Here is a 21,690-nt window from a genome sequence, read left to right as displayed (position 1 = left end):
AAAGCCTATTGTATCAAGCTTTATAGCTTGATACAATAGGCTTTTTAAAGGCTGATTATTTAACAGCGTCTTTAAGAGCTTTACCAGCTTTGAATGCTGGAACTTTAGAAGCTGCAATTGTGATTTCTTTACCAGTTTGTGGGTTGCGACCTTTACGTGCAGCACGCTCACGAACTTCAAAATTACCAAAACCGATCAATTGAACTTTTTCACCAGCTGCAAGGTAGTCAGCTACTGCTGAAAATACAGCTTCAACTGCTGCTGCTGAGTCTTTCTTAGTCAATTCTGTAGCTTCTGCTACTTTAGCGATCAAATCTTGTTTGTTTGCCATGTTAATGATTCCTCCAAATTAATTTCTAATTAACAAATATAATCATATCCTAAAATCCCTTATAGGTCAAGTTAAAAGCGCTGTTTATTCGCATTTTCTTTATTTTTTTAGGAATGGTAACGTACCAAAATAGCCCATGCATTCTCGCCTGTATGAGTCTGAATAATAGAACCTGTTTCTAAAACAGAAATTGGCTTTTCAACATAAGCTTGTAAGCTTTCTTTCATCTCTTTTGCCCAATCAGCACTACCAGAATATGAAATTCCAATCTCTGCTACAGAACGTTCAGATAGAGATGTTGTCAACTCATCTAACCATTTTTTAAAGGTTTTAGCTCCACGACCTTTAACAATTGGCTGCAATTCATGGTCCTTCATTTGCATGACAACACGGATATTAAGAAGAGAACTCAACAATCCAGTTACACGGCCAATTCGTCCACCTTTGACAAGATTTTCCAAAGTTGAAACGCCAATATAGAGCTCCGTATGGTTTTTTACCTCTTCAACGTGAGATAAAATTTCCTCCAACTCTTTGCCTTCTTGCGCTAATTTTGCAGCCTCAACAACTTGAAATTTCAAGGCTTGGTCAGTAAAGGAACTATCGATAACCGTCACGTCGGCAGTAGATAGGCTAGCACCTTGACGCGCTGCTTCTACAGTACCCGAAAGAGCATGGGACATATGAATAGCAAGAATCTGACTACCATCCTTGCATAGGTCTTCAAAAACTTCAGCAAAGACACCTACAGGTGGCTGACTTGTTTTTGGAAGATTCTTAGCTTCTTGCATCAAGTGAAGAAATTTACCTTCTTCTTTCAAATCAGCATCAGAATAAACAACATTATCAATCATTACAGATAATGGAACAATTGTAATATCTAATTGTTTTACGAGTTCTGGTTCAATAGTAACAGATGAATCGGTTACAATCTTAATTTTTGTCATAGTATCAATCTTTCTATTTTAGGATTCAGATTGGTTTTCTTACTTTTAATTATATCAAAAAAAGATTAAAAATCCTAATGGAGTCACTCAAATTTTCCGTAAAAATTTGATATAATCAACTTATAAGAAAAGAGGTGTCCTATGATTAAAAAAATTTATCCCATTTTAACCATTTTACTAGGTGCTGCTATTTATGCTTTTGGGCTGACTTATTTTGTAGTCCCTCATCATCTCTTTGAAGGAGGGGCGACAGGTATTACCCTCATCACCTTTTATCTTTTTAAAATCCCTGTTTCTCTCATGAACCTGCTGATTAACATTCCCCTTTTCATCCTAGCTTGGAAAATATTTGGAGCCAAATCCCTCTATTCTAGTTTGCTAGGAACCTTAGCCTTATCCGCCTGGTTAGCTTTTTTTGAGCGTATTCCCCTTCATATTGATCTTCAAGGTGATTTACTAATCACAGCCCTTATAGCAGGAATCCTATTGGGAATTGGCCTTGGAATTATTTTTAATGCTGGTGGTACAACTGGCGGAACTGATATTCTAGCTCGTATTCTCAATAAATACACTCATATATCTATGGGGAAATTGCTCTTTATCTTAGATTTTTGTATTCTCATGCTCATTCTCTTAATCTTCAAGGACTTGAGATTGGTTTCCTACACGCTCTTATTTGATTTTATCGTTTCGCGTGTCATTGATTTGATTGGTGAAGGTGGCTACGCTGGCAAAGGTTTTATGATTATCACAAAACGTCCCGACCAACTTGCTAAAGCAATTAATGATGACCTAGGAAGAGGTGTTACTTTTATTTCCGGTCAAGGCTACTACAGCAAAGAAAATTTGAAAATCATCTACTGTATTGTCGGTAGAAATGAAATTGTGAAAATGAAGGAAATGATTCATCGAATCGATCCTCAAGCTTTTATAACTATTACAGAAGCCCACGAAATCCTTGGAGAAGGATTTACCTTTGAAAAAGAATAAAAAGAGGTAATGTCGTGACCTCAAAAGTTAGACTAAATCATCTATCTTTTGGGTTACAGACAACCTCTTTTTTGTTTACTCAAGCTCTTAAGACCAATTCCGAGCTACTTCTTCATCAGTCTTTAACTGATCCACTAATTGGTCAACTGAGTCAAATTTGGTCATATCTCGAATGCGATCAAGCCAATAAACCATGACGGTTTCCCCATAAATATCTTGATTAAAATCAAAAATATTGACTTCAAAACGTGCTTCTTCTCCATCAAAGGTCACGTTTTTCCCGACACTAGCCATAGCACGATACTTCTGTCTTTGAATCTCAACATCAACGATATAAACGCCATCTGCTGGCATATAAGTACGGTCTAAAAGCACTAAATTAGCTGTTGGATAACCAATCGTACGACCACGAGCATTACCATGAACCACCATACCTCTGGATGGAAGCGGTGCCCCCAAAAGTTCTCCTGCTTCTTTCACATTTCCATCTAAAATAGCTTGACGGATACGAGTTGAACTGATTTTTCCTTTCTCATCTTCCACAGGTGGAACAATGATAACTTCTCCATCAAAGTAATTCTTTAAATCTTCTGCTGTTTTTTTGTCAGAACCAAATGTATAATCAAAACCTGCAACAATAATTTTGGCATTCATAGCCTTGATATAAGTTGCAAAAAATTCTTCTGCCGTGAGACTAGCGAATTGACTACTAAAATCAAGGAGATATAATTCTTCTACACCTTCACGCTTTAATTTCCTCTCACGTTCAGCAGGATTTAAAATATGTAAAAACAGATCAGGATGATAAGGCTCTAAAGCGATCTTTGGAGATTCATTAAAGGTCATAACGACGATAGGCAATAAATCTTTTCTCGCAGCCTTATTGGCAACACGAAATAATTCTTGATGCCCCTTGTGTATACCATCAAAATAGCCGAGAACAACGACTGAATCAGATGGTGTACCAATATCTTTTTGGTTTTTTATAGGAATAGTAATAATCATAAAATAATTATATCATAGCGATAGCTATTTCTGGAACAGAAAATCTGAAATGTCGTTTTTTTCACCTGAAATGACCATTTTTACAAAAGGGAGTAGCATGCAAATATATATTGACTCTGATATACTAGAATTACAAAAAAGGTGAACGATTAACATCATAAGCCATTCCCAATTTATTCTTATCGCATCACAGTTCATCATCATTCTTGAGTGAAGAACTGATAGTTGAATAGCCTGCACTAATGTCGCAAAAGCCAGCGTTTTCTGACGCTGGCTTTAAAACTGTGAAAATTCTTTCTCAACTAGATCGCTTCTGTGACAAAACTACGGCTTTCCAATACTTTGAGCATGGCATTAGCTGTATCTAGCGCTGTGAAGAGTGGCACCCCGTGTTCAATGGCTGAACGGCGAATTTGCTCACCATCTTCGTCAGCAGTTCGTTTTGTTCCAACTGTGTTAATGATAGCTTGGATTCTTCCTTTGCGAACAAAGCTTGGAATATCCTTATCGTCATCACCTATCTTACCAACTGGTTGAGCTTGCAGGCCATAACTATCAAAGAAGGCTGCTGTCCCTTCTGTCGCGAGGATTCCATAGCCAATATTTTGGAAACGACGAGCCAAGTCCAAGGCTTCTTCTTTGGCATCATCTGCGATAGTAAATACAACGTTACCAAAAGTTGGCAAGTGTAAGTAAGAAGCTTCAAAGGCCTTATAGAGAGCTTTTTCCAAAGTCGTATCAGAACCCATAACTTCCCCTGTTGACTTCATTTCAGGACCGAGCAAGCTGTCTACCTTAGCTAGTTTTGTGAAGGAGAAGACAGGTGCCTTGATATGAACGCGGGTGCTTTCAGGGTAAAGTCCATCTTGGTAGCCAAGTTCTGATAAACTTTGACCAAGAATGAGCTTGGTTGCTACTTGTGCCATAGGGATATTGGTTACCTTAGAAAGGAATGGCACCGTACGGCTAGCACGTGGATTGACCTCAATAACATAGACTTTTTCATCCTTGATGACAAACTGGATGTTCATCATTCCAAGGCAGTTAAGACCGATTGCTAGGCGTTTTGTGTAGTCTGCAATGGTTTCCTGAACCTTTTGCGACAAGGTTTGTGGTGGGTAAACGGCCATTGAGTCACCTGAGTGGACACCAGCACGTTCGATATGCTCCATGATACCAGGAATGAGTACATTTTTACCATCTGAAATGGCATCAACTTCGCACTCTTGCCCAACGATGTAAGAGTCAACAAGAACTGGGTGGTCTGGACTAGCCTTAACAGCAGTTCGCATGTAAGAACGAAGGTCTTCTTCATTTTCAACGATTTCCATGGCACGTCCACCTAAAACATAAGATGGGCGAACTAAGACTGGGAAGCCAATCTTGCGAGCTGCAAGCACTGCTTCTTCTTCATTGGTAGCCGTTTGTCCTGGTGGCTGTGGAATGTCCAAATCTTTTAGAGCTTGCTCAAAGAGGTCACGGTCTTCGGCACGGTCTAGGTCAGCGACCTGTGTACCAAGGATGGTCACACCTGCTTTTGCCAATGGCTCCGCAAGGTTGATAGCTGTTTGACCACCAAACTGAACGATAACACCCTTTGGTTGCTCCAAGTCAATGACGTTCATAACATCTTCAAAAGTCAATGGTTCAAAGTAGAGCTTGTCAGACACAGAGAAGTCTGTAGAAACGGTCTCTGGGTTTGAATTCATGATGATGGCTTCATAACCAGCCGCCTGAATAGCCTTAACTGAATGAACAGTTGCGTAGTCAAACTCGACCCCTTGACCGATACGGATTGGACCTGAACCTAGGACTAGAACGGATTCCTTATCAGACTTGATAGACTCGTTTTCCCAACCATAGGTTGAATAGAAATATGGTGTTTCAGAGTCAAACTCTGCCGCACAAGTATCGACCATCTTGTAGACTGGGACAATCTTGTTTTCCAAACGAAGCTGACGAACTTGGTCTGCAGTCGTTTCCCAAAGTTCAGCAATCTTACGGTCTGAGAAGCCATTAAGTTTAGCTGTTTTCAAAACTTCTAGATCTTGTGGATGGGCACCCAATTCTTGCTCAATTTCAAAGATATGCAAGAGTTTATCAAGATAGAATATATCAATCTTAGTCAATTCAGCAATTTCTTCTGGTGTGTAGCCACGGCGAATGGCTTCTGATACGTAGAAGAGGCGGTCATCTTGTGCTTTGACTACTTTTTCAATCAAGGAATCATCAGAAACTGCTGCAAGTTCAGGCATTTCATTGTGGTGCACCCCAATTTCAAGGGAGCGACAGGCCTTAAGGAGAGATTCTTCGATGTTACGACCAATTGCCATAACTTCTCCAGTCGCCTTCATCTGGGTACCCAGACGGCGCTCACCTTTTTCAAACTTGTCAAATGGGAAACGAGGAATCTTGGCAACCACGTAGTCAAGGGCTGGTTCAAACATGGCATAGGTTGAACCTGTAACTGGGTTGATGACCTCATCCAAAGTCAAACCGACGGCAATCTTAGCAGCTAACTTAGCAATCGGATAACCTGTCGCCTTTGAAGCAAGGGCTGAAGAACGTGATACACGGGGGTTTACTTCGATGACATAGTATTTGAAGCTATGCGGATCAAGGGCTAGCTGAACGTTACACCCACCTTCAATCTTGAGAGCGCGGATAATGCTCAAGCTCGCGTCACGTAGCATTTGGTTTTCATAATCTGACATGGTTTGGGCAGGGGCAAATACGATGGAATCCCCTGTGTGAATCCCAACTGGGTCAAAGTTTTCCATGTTACAAACAACCAGGGCATTGTCAGCCGAGTCGCGCATCACTTCGTATTCGATTTCCTTGAAACCTGCGATTGAACGTTCAATCAAACATTGGGTCACAGGTGACAATTTCAATCCATTTTCAGCGATTTCACGCAATTCTTCCTCATTAGCACACATTCCACCACCAGTACCACCTAGGGTAAAGGCTGGACGAACGATGACTGGGTAGCCAATTGTTGCTGCAAAGGCAACAGCTTCTTCAACAGTGTTTACAATTTCAGATTCTGGAATGGGTTGGTTGAGCTCTTCCATCAATTGTTTAAAGAGGTCACGGTCCTCCGCTTGGTCAATGGCAGATAATTTAGTTCCCAGAAGCTCAACACCAAGCTCATCAAGAATACCATTTTTAGATAATTCCATGGCCATGTTGAGACCTGTCTGACCACCGAGTGTTGGTAGCAAGGCATCTGGACGCTCCTTACGAAGAATACGTGTCACAAACTCAAGTGTAATCGGTTCAATATAAACCTTATCAGCAATTTCCTTATCCGTCATGATGGTTGCAGGATTTGAGTTAACCAAGACAACCTCATAACCTTCCTCTTTCAACGACAAGCAAGCCTGGGTTCCAGCATAGTCAAACTCAGCAGCCTGACCAATAATAATCGGACCAGAACCAATCACCATAATTTTTTGAATATCAGTACGTTTAGGCATAGTTTATGATACAAAGCCCGTAAAGAACACAGTGAAAATAGGAAACTCGGTGCAGACGCCTTTAGCGTCAAGACGATGTTTATCTTTTTCACACAGTTCTTAGGACGTGTTCACTTCCGCGAACAATGTATCTTCTCCTTTCTATTCGGCAACTCTCGGGTTGCCATTAAATAAATTCTCCGACGATTTTTTAGCGAAACGATACTTTTCGGTAAAAAATCTAGTGCAGGGAGTTTTTAGTTCGCCTGATAGCGACTAAAAGAAACGACCTGCCTTTCTATTCGGCAACTCTCGGGTTGCCATTAAATAAGATACAAAGGACGAATAGAAAGCGATTGAATTTTAGGAAACCAAGGAAGGATTGACAATCCAAATTGGTTTCTCTAAATTCCAAGCTTTCCGTCCGAGTTCAGTTAAATAAATTCTCCGACAAGCTTTTACTCGTTCTTAGTTTGATTGTTTAAAAGCTTCCATCATCTCGATAAACTCGTCGAATAGGTAGCTTGCGTCGTGTGGACCAGGGGCTGCGTCTGGGTGGTATTGAACAGAGAAAGCAGGTTGGTATCTGTGACGCACACCTTCAACTGACTTGTCATTGATTTCTTCGTGGGTGATAATCAAGTGTTCTGGCAAATCCTCACGGCTAACTGCATAACCATGGTTTTGACTTGTAAAATCCACACGTCCTGTAGCAATTTCGCGTACCGCATGGTTGAATCCACGGTGTCCAAATTTCATCTTGTAGGTCTTAGCACCATTTGCCATTGCAAAGAGTTGATGCCCCATACAAATACCAAAGATTGGAATTTTCCCTTGCACACCACGAATCATATCCAGTGCCTGTGGAACATCTTCTGGGTTACCTGGACCGTTTGACAACATAACTCCGTCAGGATTGAGATGGAGAATTTCTTCAGCCGTTGTCGAATAGGGAACAACTGTCACGTTACAGTTGCGTTTAGAAAGTTCACGTAGAATTGAGTGCTTAAGACCAAAGTCCACTAGAACCACGCTCAAACCAACTCCTGGAGCTGGATAGGATGTTTTAGTAGAAACCTGCTTGATATTATCTGTCGGCAAAACTGTTGCTTGGAGCTGGTCCGTCACATGGTCCATACTATCTCCAACATGAGTCAAGGTTGCACGCATCGTACCATGCTTACGGATAATCTTGGTAAGTGCACGCGTATCAATTCCAGAAATACCCGGAATTTTCTTGGCTTTCAAAAATTCATCCAAGGTCATTTGGTTGCGCCAGTTGCTTGCTCTTCGTGCTTCTTCAAAAACAACGACTCCTTTACAAGTTGGAATGATGGATTCGTAATCATCACGATTAATTCCATAATTTCCCACCAAAGGATAAGTAAAGGTCAAGATTTGTCCATTATAAGACTGGTCTGTAATGGATTCTTGGTAGCCGGTCATACCTGTATTAAAGACGATTTCGCCTGTTACATCAATATCTGCTCCGAAGGCCTTGCCTTCAAAAACTGTGCCATCTTCTAATACTAGAAGTCTTTTTGTCATATTTTCACCTCTCGTGGACGCTCACTGGCGTCTTTTAACGTCTTGTGTTTTAGTTGGCGTTTCTACTCGCCAGTACGGATTCTAAGATTGCCATTCGAACAAAGACACCATTGGTCATTTGTTGGACAATCCGTGATTTTGGTGCTTCAACCAAGTGGTCTGCGATTTCTACATCACGGTTGACTGGGGCTGGGTGCATAAGGATTGCTGTTTCTTTCAAACGGTCATAACGTTCTTGAGTCAAGCCATGTTGGGCATGGTAGTCTTCTTTTGAAAAGACAGCTCCACTATCATGGCGTTCATGTTGCACACGGAGAAACATCATGACATCCACCTGATCAATGATTTCATCAATGGTTACAAACTGTCCATAATCTGCAAACTCTTGACTTCTCCATTCCTCAGGTCCAGCAAAATAAAGTTCAGCTCCCAAGCGTTTCAAAATCTGCATATTGGATTTAGCAACGCGTGAGTGGTCCAAGTCACCTGCAATCGCAACCTTGAGACCCTCAAAGTGACCAAATTCCTCATAAATAGTCATCAAATCAAGCAAGCTCTGGCTAGGGTGTTGACCCGAACCATCTCCACCATTGATGATGGAAGTCGTAATCGTCGGACTTGCAATTAACTCTCTGTAGTAGTCAACCTCAGGGTGGCGAATCACACAGACATCCACTCCTAAAGCAGACAGAGTCAAAATGGTATCATAAAGTGTCTCACCCTTATTGACTGAACTAGTCTTCACATCAAAGTCAAGTCGCTCCAATCCCAGTTTAATCTCTGCCACTTCAAAGGACTTATGCGTTCGTGTAGAATCCTCAAAGAAAAGATTGGAAACAATCGGATGGTCCTCATAGGGAAGCTGAGCTCCATTTTTAAACTCAATTCCTCGCTTGATCAATTTCATCACTTGATCGACAGTGAGGTCTTCCATGGACACCACATGGTTTAATGCTTGTTGATTTACTGACATGGCTACTCCTTTAGCTTTCTAAGCTTCTTCAGTAATCAGAACTCTATCTTGGCCATCAAGTTCTGCCATCTCTACGATGATTTCTTCAGAACGACTAGTTGGTATGTTTTTTCCAACGTAATCTGGACGGATTGGCAATTCTCTATGTCCACGATCGACTAGAACTGCTAAACTCACGCGCGCAGGACGACCATGACCTACAATATTATCAATAGCAGCACGGATGGTACGACCTGTATAGAGCACATCATCCACCAAGATAACTTCGCGGTCTGTCACATCGACAGAAACCAAAGAAGTATCTTCTCCACTTTTAACATCATCACGGAAAGGTTTAGTATCCAATTCCACAACAGGAACTGAAAGATTTTCTAGCTGTTCCAAACGTTCTTGGATTCGGTGGGCGATAAAGACACCACGAGTTTTAATACCAGCCAAGACGATTTTATTCAAATCTTTGTTGCGTTCGATAATCTCATAAGTAATACGCGTAATCGCTCGTTTGACAGTCAATTCGTCTACAACTTCTTTTGCCTTCATGACAAACCTCCAAAAAGAAAAGTCTCCTTAAACAAGGAGACTTGAAATGTATAGCCAAGCGAGCCCTACTGCAAACAGTATAGACTTCACCCTACTACTTAATCGTTCTCCTTGCCTGCCTCACGGGACAGGTTTAAAGGAATATTTAGTTATCAAATACTATAGCACAAAGCATGCTTAAAATCAAGCAAAAACTTTTGAAACCCCATCTTATAAATTGCTTATAAATTGCTAAAGTCATATAACTGTGGGTACTGGTCACACTCTGGATTTTTAGGATGGCAAATGGCTCTTCCAAAATAAATCATGGCCTGATGGGCAGCTAACCACTGCTCCGGTGGCAAGATATCCATGACCCGCTTTTCCACCTCAAGCGGTGTCGCTGATTTTTTGACAATATCGTGGTGTTTGCAGATACGCTCCACATGAGTATCCACTGCAAAGGCTGGAATCCCAAAGCCCACACTCATGACAACATTGGCTGTCTTGCGACCAACTCCTGCAAGACTTTCCAATTCCTCACGTGTTTGAGGAACTTGGCCATCAAAATCATCTAGTAACTGTTGGGCACATTTTTTAAGGAATTTAGCCTTATTCCGATACAGTCCCAGGCGAGAAATGTGTGAAGCAATCTCACTCTCTGTCGCTACAGACATGGCTTGTGGCGTTGAAAAGGCAGCAAAGAGACCTGGTGTAGCCTTATTTACCGCTGCATCCGTTGTCTGAGCTGACAACATGACCGCAACTAGTAGTTCAAAATGATTGGTAAAATCAAGACTGGGCTTGGCATCTGGAAACAGAGCAATTATTTCTTCCAGCACTTTTCGTGCTCGTTTTTTTGACAAGACCATTATTCGTCTCCGTCAAATAGTCCTTGTAAGCCAGCAAAAGGACTGTTTTCTTCTTTCTTAACTGCCTGTTGGGCTTGGTATTCTTCTTCTGTCATGATTTGCCAGTCATTTCCTGAAACAAATCCTTGACCAGCCTCTTCTTCAGCCGTCAAGACCTTGATAGGAATGTTGAGAAGGATATTATCTGACACGCTCTCAGCAAGGTCAAGTTCTCCATTTTCGATAGGCAAGACCAAATCATCGTCTAAAACTTCCTGATCTAGTTGGTTAGTTGCACCTTCCATGAAAACTTCCGTTACTGGATAAGATTCAACTAACTCAACTGGTTCCATACTGCGACTTGAAGCAAGAACAATGGTATAAGATAGTTGATAATCTAAGAAATACATACGGTCTTCGTACTGTACTTTCCCAACTGCAAGGATATCTTTTACATCTAAAATTTCTTGATTGCGTGCACGCAGGTCTGCAGCTAGGTCTAACGTTTGTTCAAAATGCAAGCCTTCAGACTGCTTACGAATTTCTTGAATATTTAATTTCATACTTCCTCCATAAAGATTTACTCTCTTGATTATACCATGAAAAGCCTACAAATCAGCCCACCAAACTTTTTAATTAACATTCGATTTTTTAACATGTTTACTATGACATTTTTTAGTGCCATACTATAGGCAATAATACATCAGAGCAAGGAGGATGCTCACATGAAAGACAAAGAACTCATTACTAATGCAACCCAACTCCTATCCGAGTTAAATAAAAGTTTCCAAAGCTGCAAACAGGGTAGGGCAGATGATATTCGACTGCAAGAGCTGCTAAACACTACTCTGCAAGAGCTCAAAAAAGCGGAAAAGTTGGACAACAGTATTTTAATCGACCTTGAGAAATTTTACCAACGTACCAGTCTTCTGATTGGTCTTGGTAGCCTAAAACTGAATGATCAAGCACGCACTGCTTGGCGAAACTATGATAAATTCCATTACGAGCATATCAAACACGTACTGACTCTCTATGGACCTGTTTTCGGATTTTAGAGATTAGAATTGTCAGTTTTCTGTTGACAAAATTTCCTTAAAGGTATAGGATAAAGATACTAATACTCGGAGGTAAGGGAGACATGAACAACTAAGTCTATCAAATAAAGAAACTTTATTTAGTAGATCTTGTTTTTGTCTCTTTTTGTGTGCTCTTTTCATACTAGATTTTCTAGTATCTTATCCTCATTGAAAATCAAAAAACTAGAAGGCTAACCATCTGCTCCTCTTGAGTTGGATTAGGCAATCCTAAGCTAGTTTGACGAGCTTTTCAACGAGGATAATAGAGTTTTGACAGTGACTTTGGGCTCTACTAGATAAAGTAGAGCTTTTTGTTATGCACTATCGACATTCTAGAAAGGGCAATCATATGATAAAAATCAATCACCTGACCATCACACAAAACAAAGATTTACGAGACCTTGTCTCAGACTTAAACATGACCATCCAAGACGGGGAAAAGATAGCTATTATTGGAGAGGAAGGAAATGGCAAATCAACCTTGATTAAAACTTTAATGGGAGAAACTTTACCTGATTTCACTATCAGGGGAGACATTCAATCTGATTATCAATCAATAGCCTACATTCCTCAAAAACTCCCCGAAGAGCTGAAAAAGAAAAGTCTACACGACTACTTCTTTTTGGATTTTGCTGATTTAGACTACAGTATCCTCTATCGTTTGGCTGAGGAGTTACACTTTGATAGCAACCGTTTCGCTAGCGTTCAAGAGATTGGAAGCCTTTCGGGGGGCGAAGCTTTGAAAATTCAGCTCATCCATGAGTTAGCCAAACCCTTTGAGATTCTATTTTTAGATGAACCTTCAAATGACCTAGACCTTGAGACGGTTGACTGGCTAAAAGGTCAGATTCGAAAGATTAGGCAAACCGTTATTTTCATTTCCCATGATGAGGACTTTCTTTCTGAAACGGCAGACACTATTGTCCACTTGCGACTGGTCAAGCACCGTAAAGAAGCGGAAACACTAGTAGAGCATTTAGACTATGATAGTAATAGTGAGCAGAGAAAGGCTAATTTGGCCAGACAAAGCCAGCAAGCAGCCAACGACCAAAGAGCCTACGATAAAACCATGGAAAAACATCGGCGAGTCAAGCAAAATGTAGAAACTGCGCTTCGAGCTACTAAAGACAGTACTGCCGGTCGCCTATTGGCTAAAAAAATGAAAAATGTTCTCTCTCAAGAAAAACGCTTTGAAAAGATAGCTCAGTCCATGACCCAAAAACCACTTGAAGAGGAAGAAATCAGACTTTTCTTCTCAGATATACAGCCATTAGCGACTTCTAAAGTATTAATCCAACTGGAAAAAGAAAATTTGTCCATTGGCGAGCGAATTTTGGTGCAAGAACTACAACTAACTATCCGTGGCCAAGAAAAAATTGGTATCATCGGCCCAAATGGTGTTGGAAAATCAACTCTGTTAGCCAAGTTACAGCAACTACTAAGTGCCAAAAGAGAGATTTCACTTGGTGTTATGCCACAAGATTACCATAAAAAACTACAATTAGATTTATCCCCAATAGCCTATCTCAGCAAAACTGGGGAAAAAGAGGAACTACAAAAAATCCAATCTCACCTAGCCAGTCTCAATTTCAGTTATCCAGAAATGCAGTATCAAATTCGCTCCTTATCTGGCGGGCAACAGGGTAAACTCCTGCTTTTGGATTTAGTCTTGCGCAAACCCAACTTTCTCCTGCTGGATGAACCTACACGAAACTTTTCTCCCACTTCTCAACCCCAAATCAGAAAACTCTTTGCCACCTATCCTGGTGGTCTCATCACTGTTTCGCATGACCGTCGTTTCTTAAAAGAAGTTTGCTCGATCATCTATCGCATAACAGAACACGGTTTGGAGCTAGTTAATTTATAAGATTCATACTCATGAGGATAATTCTTTGCTTTGGAGCGCTATTTAAACATTATAATCAGTGAATAAATCTTATATCCACATTCAAGTCAATAATTTCTTTCAAGATCATTTGTAATCAACTCTAAATAGACGGATAAAAACTACTTCTAACTATCAAAAAACGAGCACCTCCTCAGTTGGAAATGCGGCTCTATAATATTTGTAGTGGGTAAATCCCTATAGATATTATGGAGCCTATTTTAGGGTAGAAAAAAAGTCCCATATGACCTATAATGAAAAGCGATCAAACAACTCATTAGAAAGAATCATATGGAACAATTACATTTTATCACAAAACTACTAGACATTAAAGACCCTAATATTCAAATTATAGATATCATCAATAGGGATACACACAAAGAAATCATCGCCAAACTGGACTACGATGCTCCATCTTGTCCTTATTGTGGAAGTCAAATGAAAAAATATGACTTTCAAAAACCTTCTAAGATTCCTTACCTCAAAACGACCGGTATGCCTACTAGAATTCTATTTAGAAAGCGTCGTTTCAAGTGCTATCATTGCTCGAAAATGATGGTCGCCGAGACCTCACTCGTCAAGAAGAATCACCAAATTCCTCGTATTATCAATCAAAAAATTGCTCAAAAGTTAATTGAAAAGACTTCTATGACCGATATTGCCCATCAGCTTTCCATTTCAACTTCAACTGTCATTCGAAAGCTCAATGATTTCCACTTTAAGCATGATTTTTCTCGTCTTCCTGAGATTATGTCCTGGGACGAGTATGCCTTCACTAAGGGAAAGATGAGTTTTATTGCACAAGATTTTGATAATCTCAACATCATCACTGTTCTTGAGGGTAGAACACAAGCTGTCATTCGTGATCACTTTCTTAAATATGATAGAGCCGTCCGATGTCGAGTGAAAATCATTACTATGGATATGTTTAGTCCCTACTATGCCTTAGCTAAACAGCTTCGCTTTCGAATTTCTAGGCTCAGGCTGAAACAGTCTCCCAGACTGTTTCACTCCCATGTGCTAAAATCGTTCTAGATCGTTTCCATATTATCCAACATCTCAGCCGTGCTATAAGTCGTGTCCGTGTTCAAATCATGAATCAGTTCGATCGAAAATCCCATGAATACAAAGCCATCAAACGTTACTGGAAGCTCATTCAACAAGATAGTCGTAAACTCAGTGATAAGCGATTTTATCGCCCTACTTTTCATATGCACTTAACCAATAAAGAGATTCTTGACAAGCTTTTGAGCTATTCAGAAGACTTGAAACACCACTATCATCTCTATCAGCTCTTGCTTTTTCACTTTCAGAATAAGGAACCAGAGAAATTTTTTGGACTCATTGAGGACAATCTAAAGCAGGTTCATCCTCTTTTTTCAGACTGTCTTTAAAACCTTCCTTAAAGATAAAGAGAAAATTGTCAACGCCCTTCAACTACACTATTCTAACGCCAAACTGGAAGCGACCAATAATCTCATCAAACTTATCAAGCGCAATGCCTTTGGTTTTCGGAACTTTGAAAACTTCAAAAAACGGATTTTTATCGCTCTGAACATCAAAAAAGAAAGGACGAAATTTGTCCTTTCTCGAGCTTAGCTTTTCTTCAACCCACTACAGTTGACAAAGAGCAGGAAATGCTCGTTTTCTTATGTTGCCATGGTTTATAATTACAATGAGAAATAGGAAACAGCCTTGAATGGGAAAATCTCCTAGATCTACGACCACAAACTTTTTTATCTACCAACTTTTTTATTCTGCTGGTTTTTCTTAGTTTCCAGTACTTGTTGTATACTCTGTTGTTTCCTTTTCTGAAGCTGATTCAGCAGGTTTAGAATCTGTTGCGTTGCTCGGTTTGTTTTCGTCGCTAGCAGTTTCACTGTTAGATTCTGCAGTTGCGTTTGGTTGGTTCTCAGCACTGGTGTTATCTCCATTTGCCTCGGCATTTCTTGCTGGATTTGTTTCTTCGCTTGTGCTTGATTTTGACTGGATTTGGTGATTCAAAACTAGAATAGCTTTTGTCAATTCAAGTAAAGCTGCTTTGTCTTTACTCTTAGCAGAAAGTTGATCTAGTAATGCATCCACTTTATCAAAGTCCTCATCAGAACCATTATTACTTTCTAAATAAGAGTGAAGCGATATGAGAATATCGTAGAGTTTTTGATAGAGTACAAGTGTCTGAGGATCTTGTTCAGCATTTTCTTTCTCTTGTTGAAGAGCACTAGCGATACGAGTCAAAACATCTTTCACCTGGCTGTTTACTTCATCCAAGTCTGCATCAGCCTTGTTTGTAGCAGCTTTGAGATTTTCTACTTCTTCTGCCAAAGATTGTCTGATTCCTTCTTCTTGGATTTGCTCCAAGAGTTGATTTGCCTTGCTCAAGAGACTTTCTACTTCTTCCTTGCTAACATGATTGACATGCTCTTCTTTTTTAAGATCAGGATAAAGATCTTTCAAAAATTCATAAATCGCTTGCTTAGCAGATTGGTTATCAACTGTTTCTTTATCTAAAACTGTTTCATTTACTTTTGTAGAAGCTGGCTGATTTTTCAAAGCCTCTTCTACTTCTTGTTTTGTTTGGTAAATGCTTGGGAACAGTTTATTCAAGTCCACAGCCTTACGGAAGGATTGAGATTGATATAAAGTAAAAGTCAAATTAGCTACTTTACTACGAAGCTCATCACTTAAACGACCATCAGTTACATGCTCATAGAAGTACTTGATATATTCCACTGTTGTATCACCAGTACGATCATTAAAGTCTTGAAGAGCTTGAAGTTGTGATTCAACTGCTACTAAAGCAGCTTCATCTTTAGCCAACTTAGCCTCTTGGAGTCGAACGAGAAGGTCTTTTTTAGGAAGTCCATAAGAGTCAGTATCTAGTGTATTGATTTTATCGATCAAGGCCTGATATTTCTTATCTAAAGCACTTGTTTCAACAGGTTTGACACTTTCATCAATATGGATATATTGCTTATCAAAGAGATCAAGTGTCGCAAGATAACCTGCTGTAGAGTTAGTTGCTAGTTTCTTCATATTTTCAGTAAACTGTCCTAAGGCTAACTCAATCTGTCTTTGTTTGATTGGATCGTCTTTATAGACGTTTCGACTTTCAGCAAGAAGTTGATCTACTTTTGCTAAAACTGTTTTCTCATCAAAGGCCCCAGGCTGATAGTTGGATTTCAGGGCTGGAATTTTGTTTTTCAAGGCTACTTCATAGCCCTTAGTTTGAACCTTGATGTAGTGATTGTGGTCTCCATGAGGGATCACAAAACTGCCGTTTTCAACCTGCAAACGATAAGGTGATACGCGATCACGTAAGGCAGTCGTATAAAGTTCATTTAGGAAATCAAGTTCAGGATTTCCAGTTTGGAGTGGAAGTCGAACGTGTTCCTTACGAACAGCATAGGGATGGATATGAGTTGGATCGTAGGCTTGGTCAGGATTATTAAATACAAAGAAACCTTTTGAAATTCTAATAGCTTCAAGTGGAACCCCATAGGTCTTAGAAATATAAGCTATTTTTTCTTCATCACTAGCATCTTTAGAGAATGATTCAACAGATTTTGCAAGTGGTTGAACAGGCTCTGCATCATGATGTGTTTTCAAATGTTCCTGAGCTTCCTTAATTTGATCAGCTGTCAAATCCTTTTTGAAGAAGTAATGATTGTGGTCTCCGTGACTCATGATAAATCCTTGATCATCCTCACTAATGACACGATCGGCATCAAAACCGTGATCGTGATCTTCACCATGATGGTGGTCATGCTCATCGCCATCGTGATCGTCATCATGAGCTGGATTTGGTGTAGCTGTATTTACCCCTTTCAAGTGGTCTTGCGCTGCCTTAATTTGCTCTGCTGACAAGTCCTTCTTGAAGAAGTAATGATTGTGGTTACCATGAGTCATGACAAAGCCTGCCGCATCTTCCGCAATAATACGATTAGCATCAAAGCCGTGCCCATCTTCTTCATGTTCCTCATGTGAAACACTAGGATTGGCTGCAAGAGATGGCGAAGGTGTTGTTAGACCATTATTTGGAAGAGTCGGTTGTCCAATTACGGTCGATTTTGGAATGTAATGGAAATGATCACCATGTCTTACAATATAAGCTGTAGCAGTTTCTTCGACAATATCTTTAGGATTAAAGATATAACCATCAGATGTTGAAGAGATAGGCTTATTTGTAAGTAATGAGGCATGATTCAAAGTAGATGGACTACTTGAAAGACTTCCTAGACTAGACACTATTTCATGAGGTTTTTCATTTGTAGAAACTGTAGAACCAGTTCCACTGATAGGCACCATTCTGGCAATCTTTTCTTCTAAAGGAGAAAGCTTGCTGTAAGGAATAAAGTGGTAATGGTCGCCATGTGGAATCGCAACTCCATTTGGTGTACGACTGATAATCTTAGCAGGGTCAAAGACTAAGCCATCTGATTCACTGTAACGTTGGTCACTAGGTGAATCATAGAGTTCTTTCAAAAGACTTTGGAGATTTTCAGCTTTATTTGCTGGCTTGCTAGTTGAGCCTTGTGCTACAGATTGCGTATTATTGTCACTAGCTGCTGAAGAATAGCTTAACTGGCTCGGTTGCGTATTTTTGCCAGCTAAATGAGCTTTTGCTGCTGCTAATTCACTAGCAGACAAATCACTTTTTGGAATATAGTGGTAGTGACCTCCGTGAGGAACGATATAAGCATCACCAGTATCTTCGATAATATCAGCTGGATTAAAGACATAACCATCATCTGTCGTATAGCGTCCCTGAGACCTTGCTACAGCAACATCAGAGCTGACCTTCTCATTATCTTTGACATGTTCTTGTTTTTGACGATTGATTTCATCCTTGGTTCGAACATTATCAGCATGAGCTACATCTTTCAGGTAGACATAATATTTTCCATTGACCTTGATAATGTAGCCACCCTTGACCTCATTGACAATATCTCCATCTTTAAGTTGGTAGTTTGGATCCTTCATCAGAAGTTCTTCACTAAAGAGAGCATCATAAGGAACTTTCCCGTTATAGTAATGATAGTGGTCACCGTGTGACGTCACATAGCCCTGATCTGTAATTTTGATGACAATTTGCTCAGCCTGAATTCCTTCTTTTTGGCTGACCTGGTCTGGTGTCAAGTTTTCACTTTTCTGACTGGGCTGACTACCATCCACATAAGAAACACGATTATTGTCCTTATTTTCCTGCGATCGATGCTGGTTTAGTGCATATGCACATAGACTCAAGGATACGATAACAGCTGATCCAGCTGCTATATATTTTTTACTGAATTTCATAAATCCCTCATTTCAATAAATGATGAAGCTTTTTCTTAACTTCTTTTTCTCGGTTAAACAATTTTTCTAAACCGGTTATTTAACCATTTAATTAACCAGTAAATAGTTTACCTTTTTTAAGTTTATCTGTCAAGATTTTTATATCATTTTAATTATTGCCTAAATTACCAACCAGCGCCTAAAGACGCTGACTTTCACTTTGCTCAAGCCTTATTGCTCTTGACTCGTCACTTGCATCTTAAAGAAGCTTTAGTATTACTTACTACTATCCCTAAAAGAATCCTCATATTCTTTTACACTTAATTTCTCTAGTACTATATCATGCTTTACTAGTTCTCAAATTTTCATACTCGTGAAGAAATCATTCACTGGATAATTTCAACTCCTTTATAACTACACAAACGATGAAATATTTCGCCTAAACTACTTCGATATTGATTATAGATGACTTTTCGTCTATACTTAGGGGTGAACACAATATGATAGAACAGTGCCACTTTGTGTGCGATAAACTATGAGCCTTTTGTGCCATATTTTTCTCCTTTCGCTTTACAATTGGCTTTAACACCTTTATTGTATCGCGTTCGGAGTTTTTTTGGTATAACCTTCGACGCGCACCCGCATAGTGGGTGGTTTGCCTGTCTCACACCTGACTTAGTGAGACGGACCGAAAGTCACATAATACAAAATATCGCCCCATCCGGAGCGATATGTTTATTTTTTCTTTTTAGATGATGTGTGGATGGCAATCTTCACTTCAAAGATTGTTCCCTTTGGCTTATTATCTTTAACAGTAATGGTTCCTTTTAAGGCATCTACAATTTGCTTGGCTAGGGACAATCCTAAACCAAAACCACCTTTTTGACGGGTTCTAGCCTTGTCGACTCGATAAAAACGATCAAAAATTTTCTTCTTATCTTCTGTCGAAATACCGACTCCATTATCGGAAACTAGCAAATACAGATTACGATCGGTCGCCGAGATAAGAAAATCAATCTCACCATCCTCTTCAGTATACTTGACAGCATTATCAAATAGGATGGTCATCAACTGCTTCAAGAGAAGCTGATCTGTGACAATCGGACGATGGATCCGATTTTCAAAACGAAAGACACGGTCATTTTCAGAAGCAATCATCTCATAGTTTGTGAAAGTCGTATTGAAAAAACTGGTTGGAACTTCTGCAAGTTCCGGCTTAATCCCATCATCTCTCCGAGCTAAATTCAACAAGTTTGTCGTCAAAAACCGCATATTTCGGACTTCTTCCAAACTCGATGCAATGCTTTCACTCACATCCATAATGGTAGCTTCTGGCTTACGAAAGAGGGTCTCTAAGCGATTTTGCAAAACTGCAAGTGGAGTCCGTAACTCATGACTGGCATTTTCCACAAAGGACTGTTGCTTCTGCATACTCTCAAGCAGAGGACGAACACTGACCCTAGCTAGATAGAGACTGGCAAGCAAAGACAAAATCCAGAAACTAGCCATCACGACCACAATCAATTGCTCATGCTTTTGACTGGCCTGCTCCAACTGACTGGTATTTATCAAGACAGCAGCATACTTGATATTGGTTGAAACCGAACTGATATTGGTTTCCATCAAAATCATGCGATAGATTTCTTCCTGTCCATAGCTATTAAAAACCTGAATCTGATAGATATGTCCTAGTTCTTTCTTCTCTAACTTAATCTTATCCAAGCCCAAAAATCGATTTCCAGAAAGAAGTTGAGTAAAGTTCTTATCAAAGAGAATGACTTCCGTATTGGAACTGACATTAGGTTTTATTTCTACTTTACTAGCGTCCGCCCTAGCATTTTCTAAATCTTTAATCTCTTCTGTTGCCCTATTCACTGCCAGTTGAATAACTGCTTGAGGATTTTCACTCAGTCCGTGGAGTTTATCATCCACCGAAGTATAGAGACTCGAATGCATGACCTGCAAAATAATCAGAGTCATTGTAGAGAAAATCAGAGTGAAGACACCAAAGTTGCGGATAAAATAACTAAAATCATCCGCATACCATGTTTTTTTTAGTTTACTGAACATCTTTTAAAATATACCCAACACTGCGCAAGGTTTGCAAATTCTCTGCAAAAGTGGTTCCTTTTAATTTCTTACGGATTTTTGAAACATAAACTTCGACAACTGAAATCGTTGTGTCACTATCAAATCCCCATAGACGATCAAAAATCTGCGTCTTAGGCAAAATAACATTTTGATTTTGAAGGAAATAAACTAGTAAATCGAACTCTTTCCCCAGCAATTCGACTGGAGTATCTTCAACCTTAACGGTATTGGTTGATAAATTGATGAGAATATCTCCATAAGATAGCGTATTTTCATTAAACTTACCTGAACGTTTGAGAAGGGCCTGAATCCGCATTTTGAGTTCTTCTAGGTAGAAAGGCTTGGTCAGATAATCATCCGCTCCCAGTTCAAATCCATGTCCTTTGTCATCCAAACTTTCCTTGGCAGTCATAATCAGAACTGGTGTCGTAATTCCCTTTTCACGCAATTCTTTTAAGACTTGGAAACCATTTTTTTCTGGCAACATCAAATCCAGCAAAATCAAGTCATAGACACCACTTTCAGCTTCGTAGAGACCCTCTTCCCCATCAAATACCTGCATAACATCCGCAAAATCGTCTAAAAAGTCAAATACTGAATTTGACAGACCTAGGTCATCCTCAACCAATAAGATTTTTATCATGAGAAACTCCTCCTTATTAAAACTATTATACCAAATTTGCCTTAAAAAAAACTCAACTCTCTGCATTTTACATGAGATAGCTGAGTTTTCTTTTTA

15 protein-coding genes and 2 pseudogenes are annotated in these 21,690 nt (G+C 39.7%); 4 read left to right on the top strand and 13 right to left on the bottom strand.

All coding sequences use genetic code 11. The annotated features are described in order from the left end of the window. Nucleotides 1-55: 55 nt before the first annotated feature. Nucleotides 56-331 (bottom strand): HU family DNA-binding protein, encoded by a 276-nt coding sequence (locus HT714_RS08645; RefSeq protein ID WP_001284642.1) that lies wholly within the window; start codon nucleotides 329-331, stop codon nucleotides 56-58. 107 nt (nucleotides 332-438) lie between these two features. Continuing rightward, complete coding sequence (locus HT714_RS08640) at nucleotides 439-1,278, bottom strand: DegV family protein (protein WP_173226537.1); 840 nt, start codon at nucleotides 1,276-1,278, stop codon at nucleotides 439-441. A gap of 141 nt (nucleotides 1,279-1,419) precedes the next feature. Between HT714_RS08640 and HT714_RS08635 the strand changes: the two genes are divergently transcribed. After that, nucleotides 1,420-2,268, top strand: coding sequence for a YitT family protein (locus HT714_RS08635; protein ID WP_000592063.1), 849 nt, complete (start codon nucleotides 1,420-1,422; stop codon nucleotides 2,266-2,268). 87 nt (nucleotides 2,269-2,355) lie between these two features. Here the strand turns inward: HT714_RS08635 and HT714_RS08630 are convergent, their stop codons facing one another. The 7 genes from HT714_RS08630 to HT714_RS08600 form a co-directional block, all read right to left on the bottom strand. Beyond that, complete coding sequence (locus HT714_RS08630; RefSeq protein ID WP_173226539.1) at nucleotides 2,356-3,273, bottom strand: bifunctional riboflavin kinase/FAD synthetase; 918 nt, start codon at nucleotides 3,271-3,273, stop codon at nucleotides 2,356-2,358. Between the two features lie 302 nt (nucleotides 3,274-3,575). After that, nucleotides 3,576-6,752: a carbamoyl-phosphate synthase large subunit gene (gene carB, locus HT714_RS08625; RefSeq protein WP_173226541.1), complete on the bottom strand. Its 3,177-nt coding sequence runs from the start codon at nucleotides 6,750-6,752 to the stop codon at nucleotides 3,576-3,578. Between the two features lie 447 nt (nucleotides 6,753-7,199). After that, nucleotides 7,200-8,279: a carbamoyl phosphate synthase small subunit gene (locus tag HT714_RS08620; RefSeq protein WP_000166853.1), complete on the bottom strand. Its 1,080-nt coding sequence runs from the start codon at nucleotides 8,277-8,279 to the stop codon at nucleotides 7,200-7,202. A 49-nt stretch (nucleotides 8,280-8,328) separates the two neighbouring features. After that, complete coding sequence (locus HT714_RS08615) at nucleotides 8,329-9,252, bottom strand: aspartate carbamoyltransferase catalytic subunit (RefSeq protein ID WP_000115770.1); 924 nt, start codon at nucleotides 9,250-9,252, stop codon at nucleotides 8,329-8,331. An 18-nt stretch (nucleotides 9,253-9,270) separates the two neighbouring features. After that, the gene (pyrR, locus tag HT714_RS08610; protein WP_000644747.1) at nucleotides 9,271-9,792 is read right to left on the bottom strand and encodes a bifunctional pyr operon transcriptional regulator/uracil phosphoribosyltransferase PyrR; all 522 of its coding nucleotides are present in this window, start codon (nucleotides 9,790-9,792) and stop codon (nucleotides 9,271-9,273) included. Between the two features lie 221 nt (nucleotides 9,793-10,013). Beyond that, nucleotides 10,014-10,643 carry an endonuclease III gene (gene nth / locus HT714_RS08605; RefSeq protein WP_173226543.1) on the bottom strand — a complete coding sequence of 210 codons (630 nt, stop codon included), beginning with the start codon at nucleotides 10,641-10,643 and terminating at the stop codon, nucleotides 10,014-10,016. Next, complete coding sequence (locus HT714_RS08600) at nucleotides 10,643-11,185, bottom strand: DUF177 domain-containing protein (protein ID WP_000773212.1); 543 nt, start codon at nucleotides 11,183-11,185, stop codon at nucleotides 10,643-10,645. Before HT714_RS08600 ends, nth begins: the two co-directional genes overlap by 1 nt. Before the next feature lie 162 nt (nucleotides 11,186-11,347). Between HT714_RS08600 and HT714_RS08595 the strand changes: the two genes are divergently transcribed. The 3 genes and pseudogenes from HT714_RS08595 to HT714_RS08585 all read left to right on the top strand — a co-directional run bounded on the left by HT714_RS08595 (nucleotide 11,348) and on the right by HT714_RS08585 (nucleotide 15,182). After that, on the top strand, nucleotides 11,348-11,677 hold the full coding sequence (locus tag HT714_RS08595) for a hypothetical protein (RefSeq protein ID WP_000653208.1): 330 nt from the start codon (nucleotides 11,348-11,350) through the stop codon (nucleotides 11,675-11,677). Between the two features lie 337 nt (nucleotides 11,678-12,014). After that, nucleotides 12,015-13,565 (top strand): ATP-binding cassette domain-containing protein, encoded by a 1,551-nt coding sequence (locus tag HT714_RS08590; RefSeq protein WP_173251790.1) that lies wholly within the window; start codon nucleotides 12,015-12,017, stop codon nucleotides 13,563-13,565. A 309-nt stretch (nucleotides 13,566-13,874) separates the two neighbouring features. Beyond that, nucleotides 13,875-15,182 (top strand): annotated as a pseudogene (locus HT714_RS08585) (transposase). Between the two features lie 171 nt (nucleotides 15,183-15,353). Here the strand turns inward: HT714_RS08585 and HT714_RS09890 are convergent. The 4 genes and pseudogenes from HT714_RS09890 to ciaR all read right to left on the bottom strand — a co-directional run bounded on the left by HT714_RS09890 (nucleotide 15,354) and on the right by ciaR (nucleotide 21,594). After that, entirely contained in the window at nucleotides 15,354-18,881 is a 3,528-nt protein-coding gene (locus HT714_RS09890; protein ID WP_173251787.1) for a pneumococcal-type histidine triad protein, read from the bottom strand. Nucleotides 18,882-19,249: 368 nt separating this feature from the next. Then, nucleotides 19,250-19,413 (bottom strand): annotated as a pseudogene (locus tag HT714_RS09815) (transposase); the annotation flags it as partial. A gap of 182 nt (nucleotides 19,414-19,595) precedes the next feature. Further along, a complete protein-coding gene (gene ciaH, locus HT714_RS08570) occupies nucleotides 19,596-20,930 on the bottom strand; it encodes a two-component system sensor histidine kinase CiaH (protein WP_173226549.1) in 1,335 nt (444 codons plus the stop codon). Beyond that, nucleotides 20,920-21,594 (bottom strand): two-component system response regulator CiaR, encoded by a 675-nt coding sequence (gene ciaR / locus HT714_RS08565; protein ID WP_061439305.1) that lies wholly within the window; start codon nucleotides 21,592-21,594, stop codon nucleotides 20,920-20,922. The genes ciaH and ciaR overlap by 11 nt, the downstream gene beginning before the upstream one ends. Nucleotides 21,595-21,690: the final 96 nt, after the last annotated feature.

It is taken from the genome of Streptococcus sp. 3705 (assembly GCF_013277145.1).
In the GTDB taxonomy this organism is placed as follows: domain Bacteria; phylum Bacillota; class Bacilli; order Lactobacillales; family Streptococcaceae; genus Streptococcus.
Note: the sequence above shows the minus strand (reverse complement) of the source record. Positions and strands in the feature narration are given on the sequence as shown.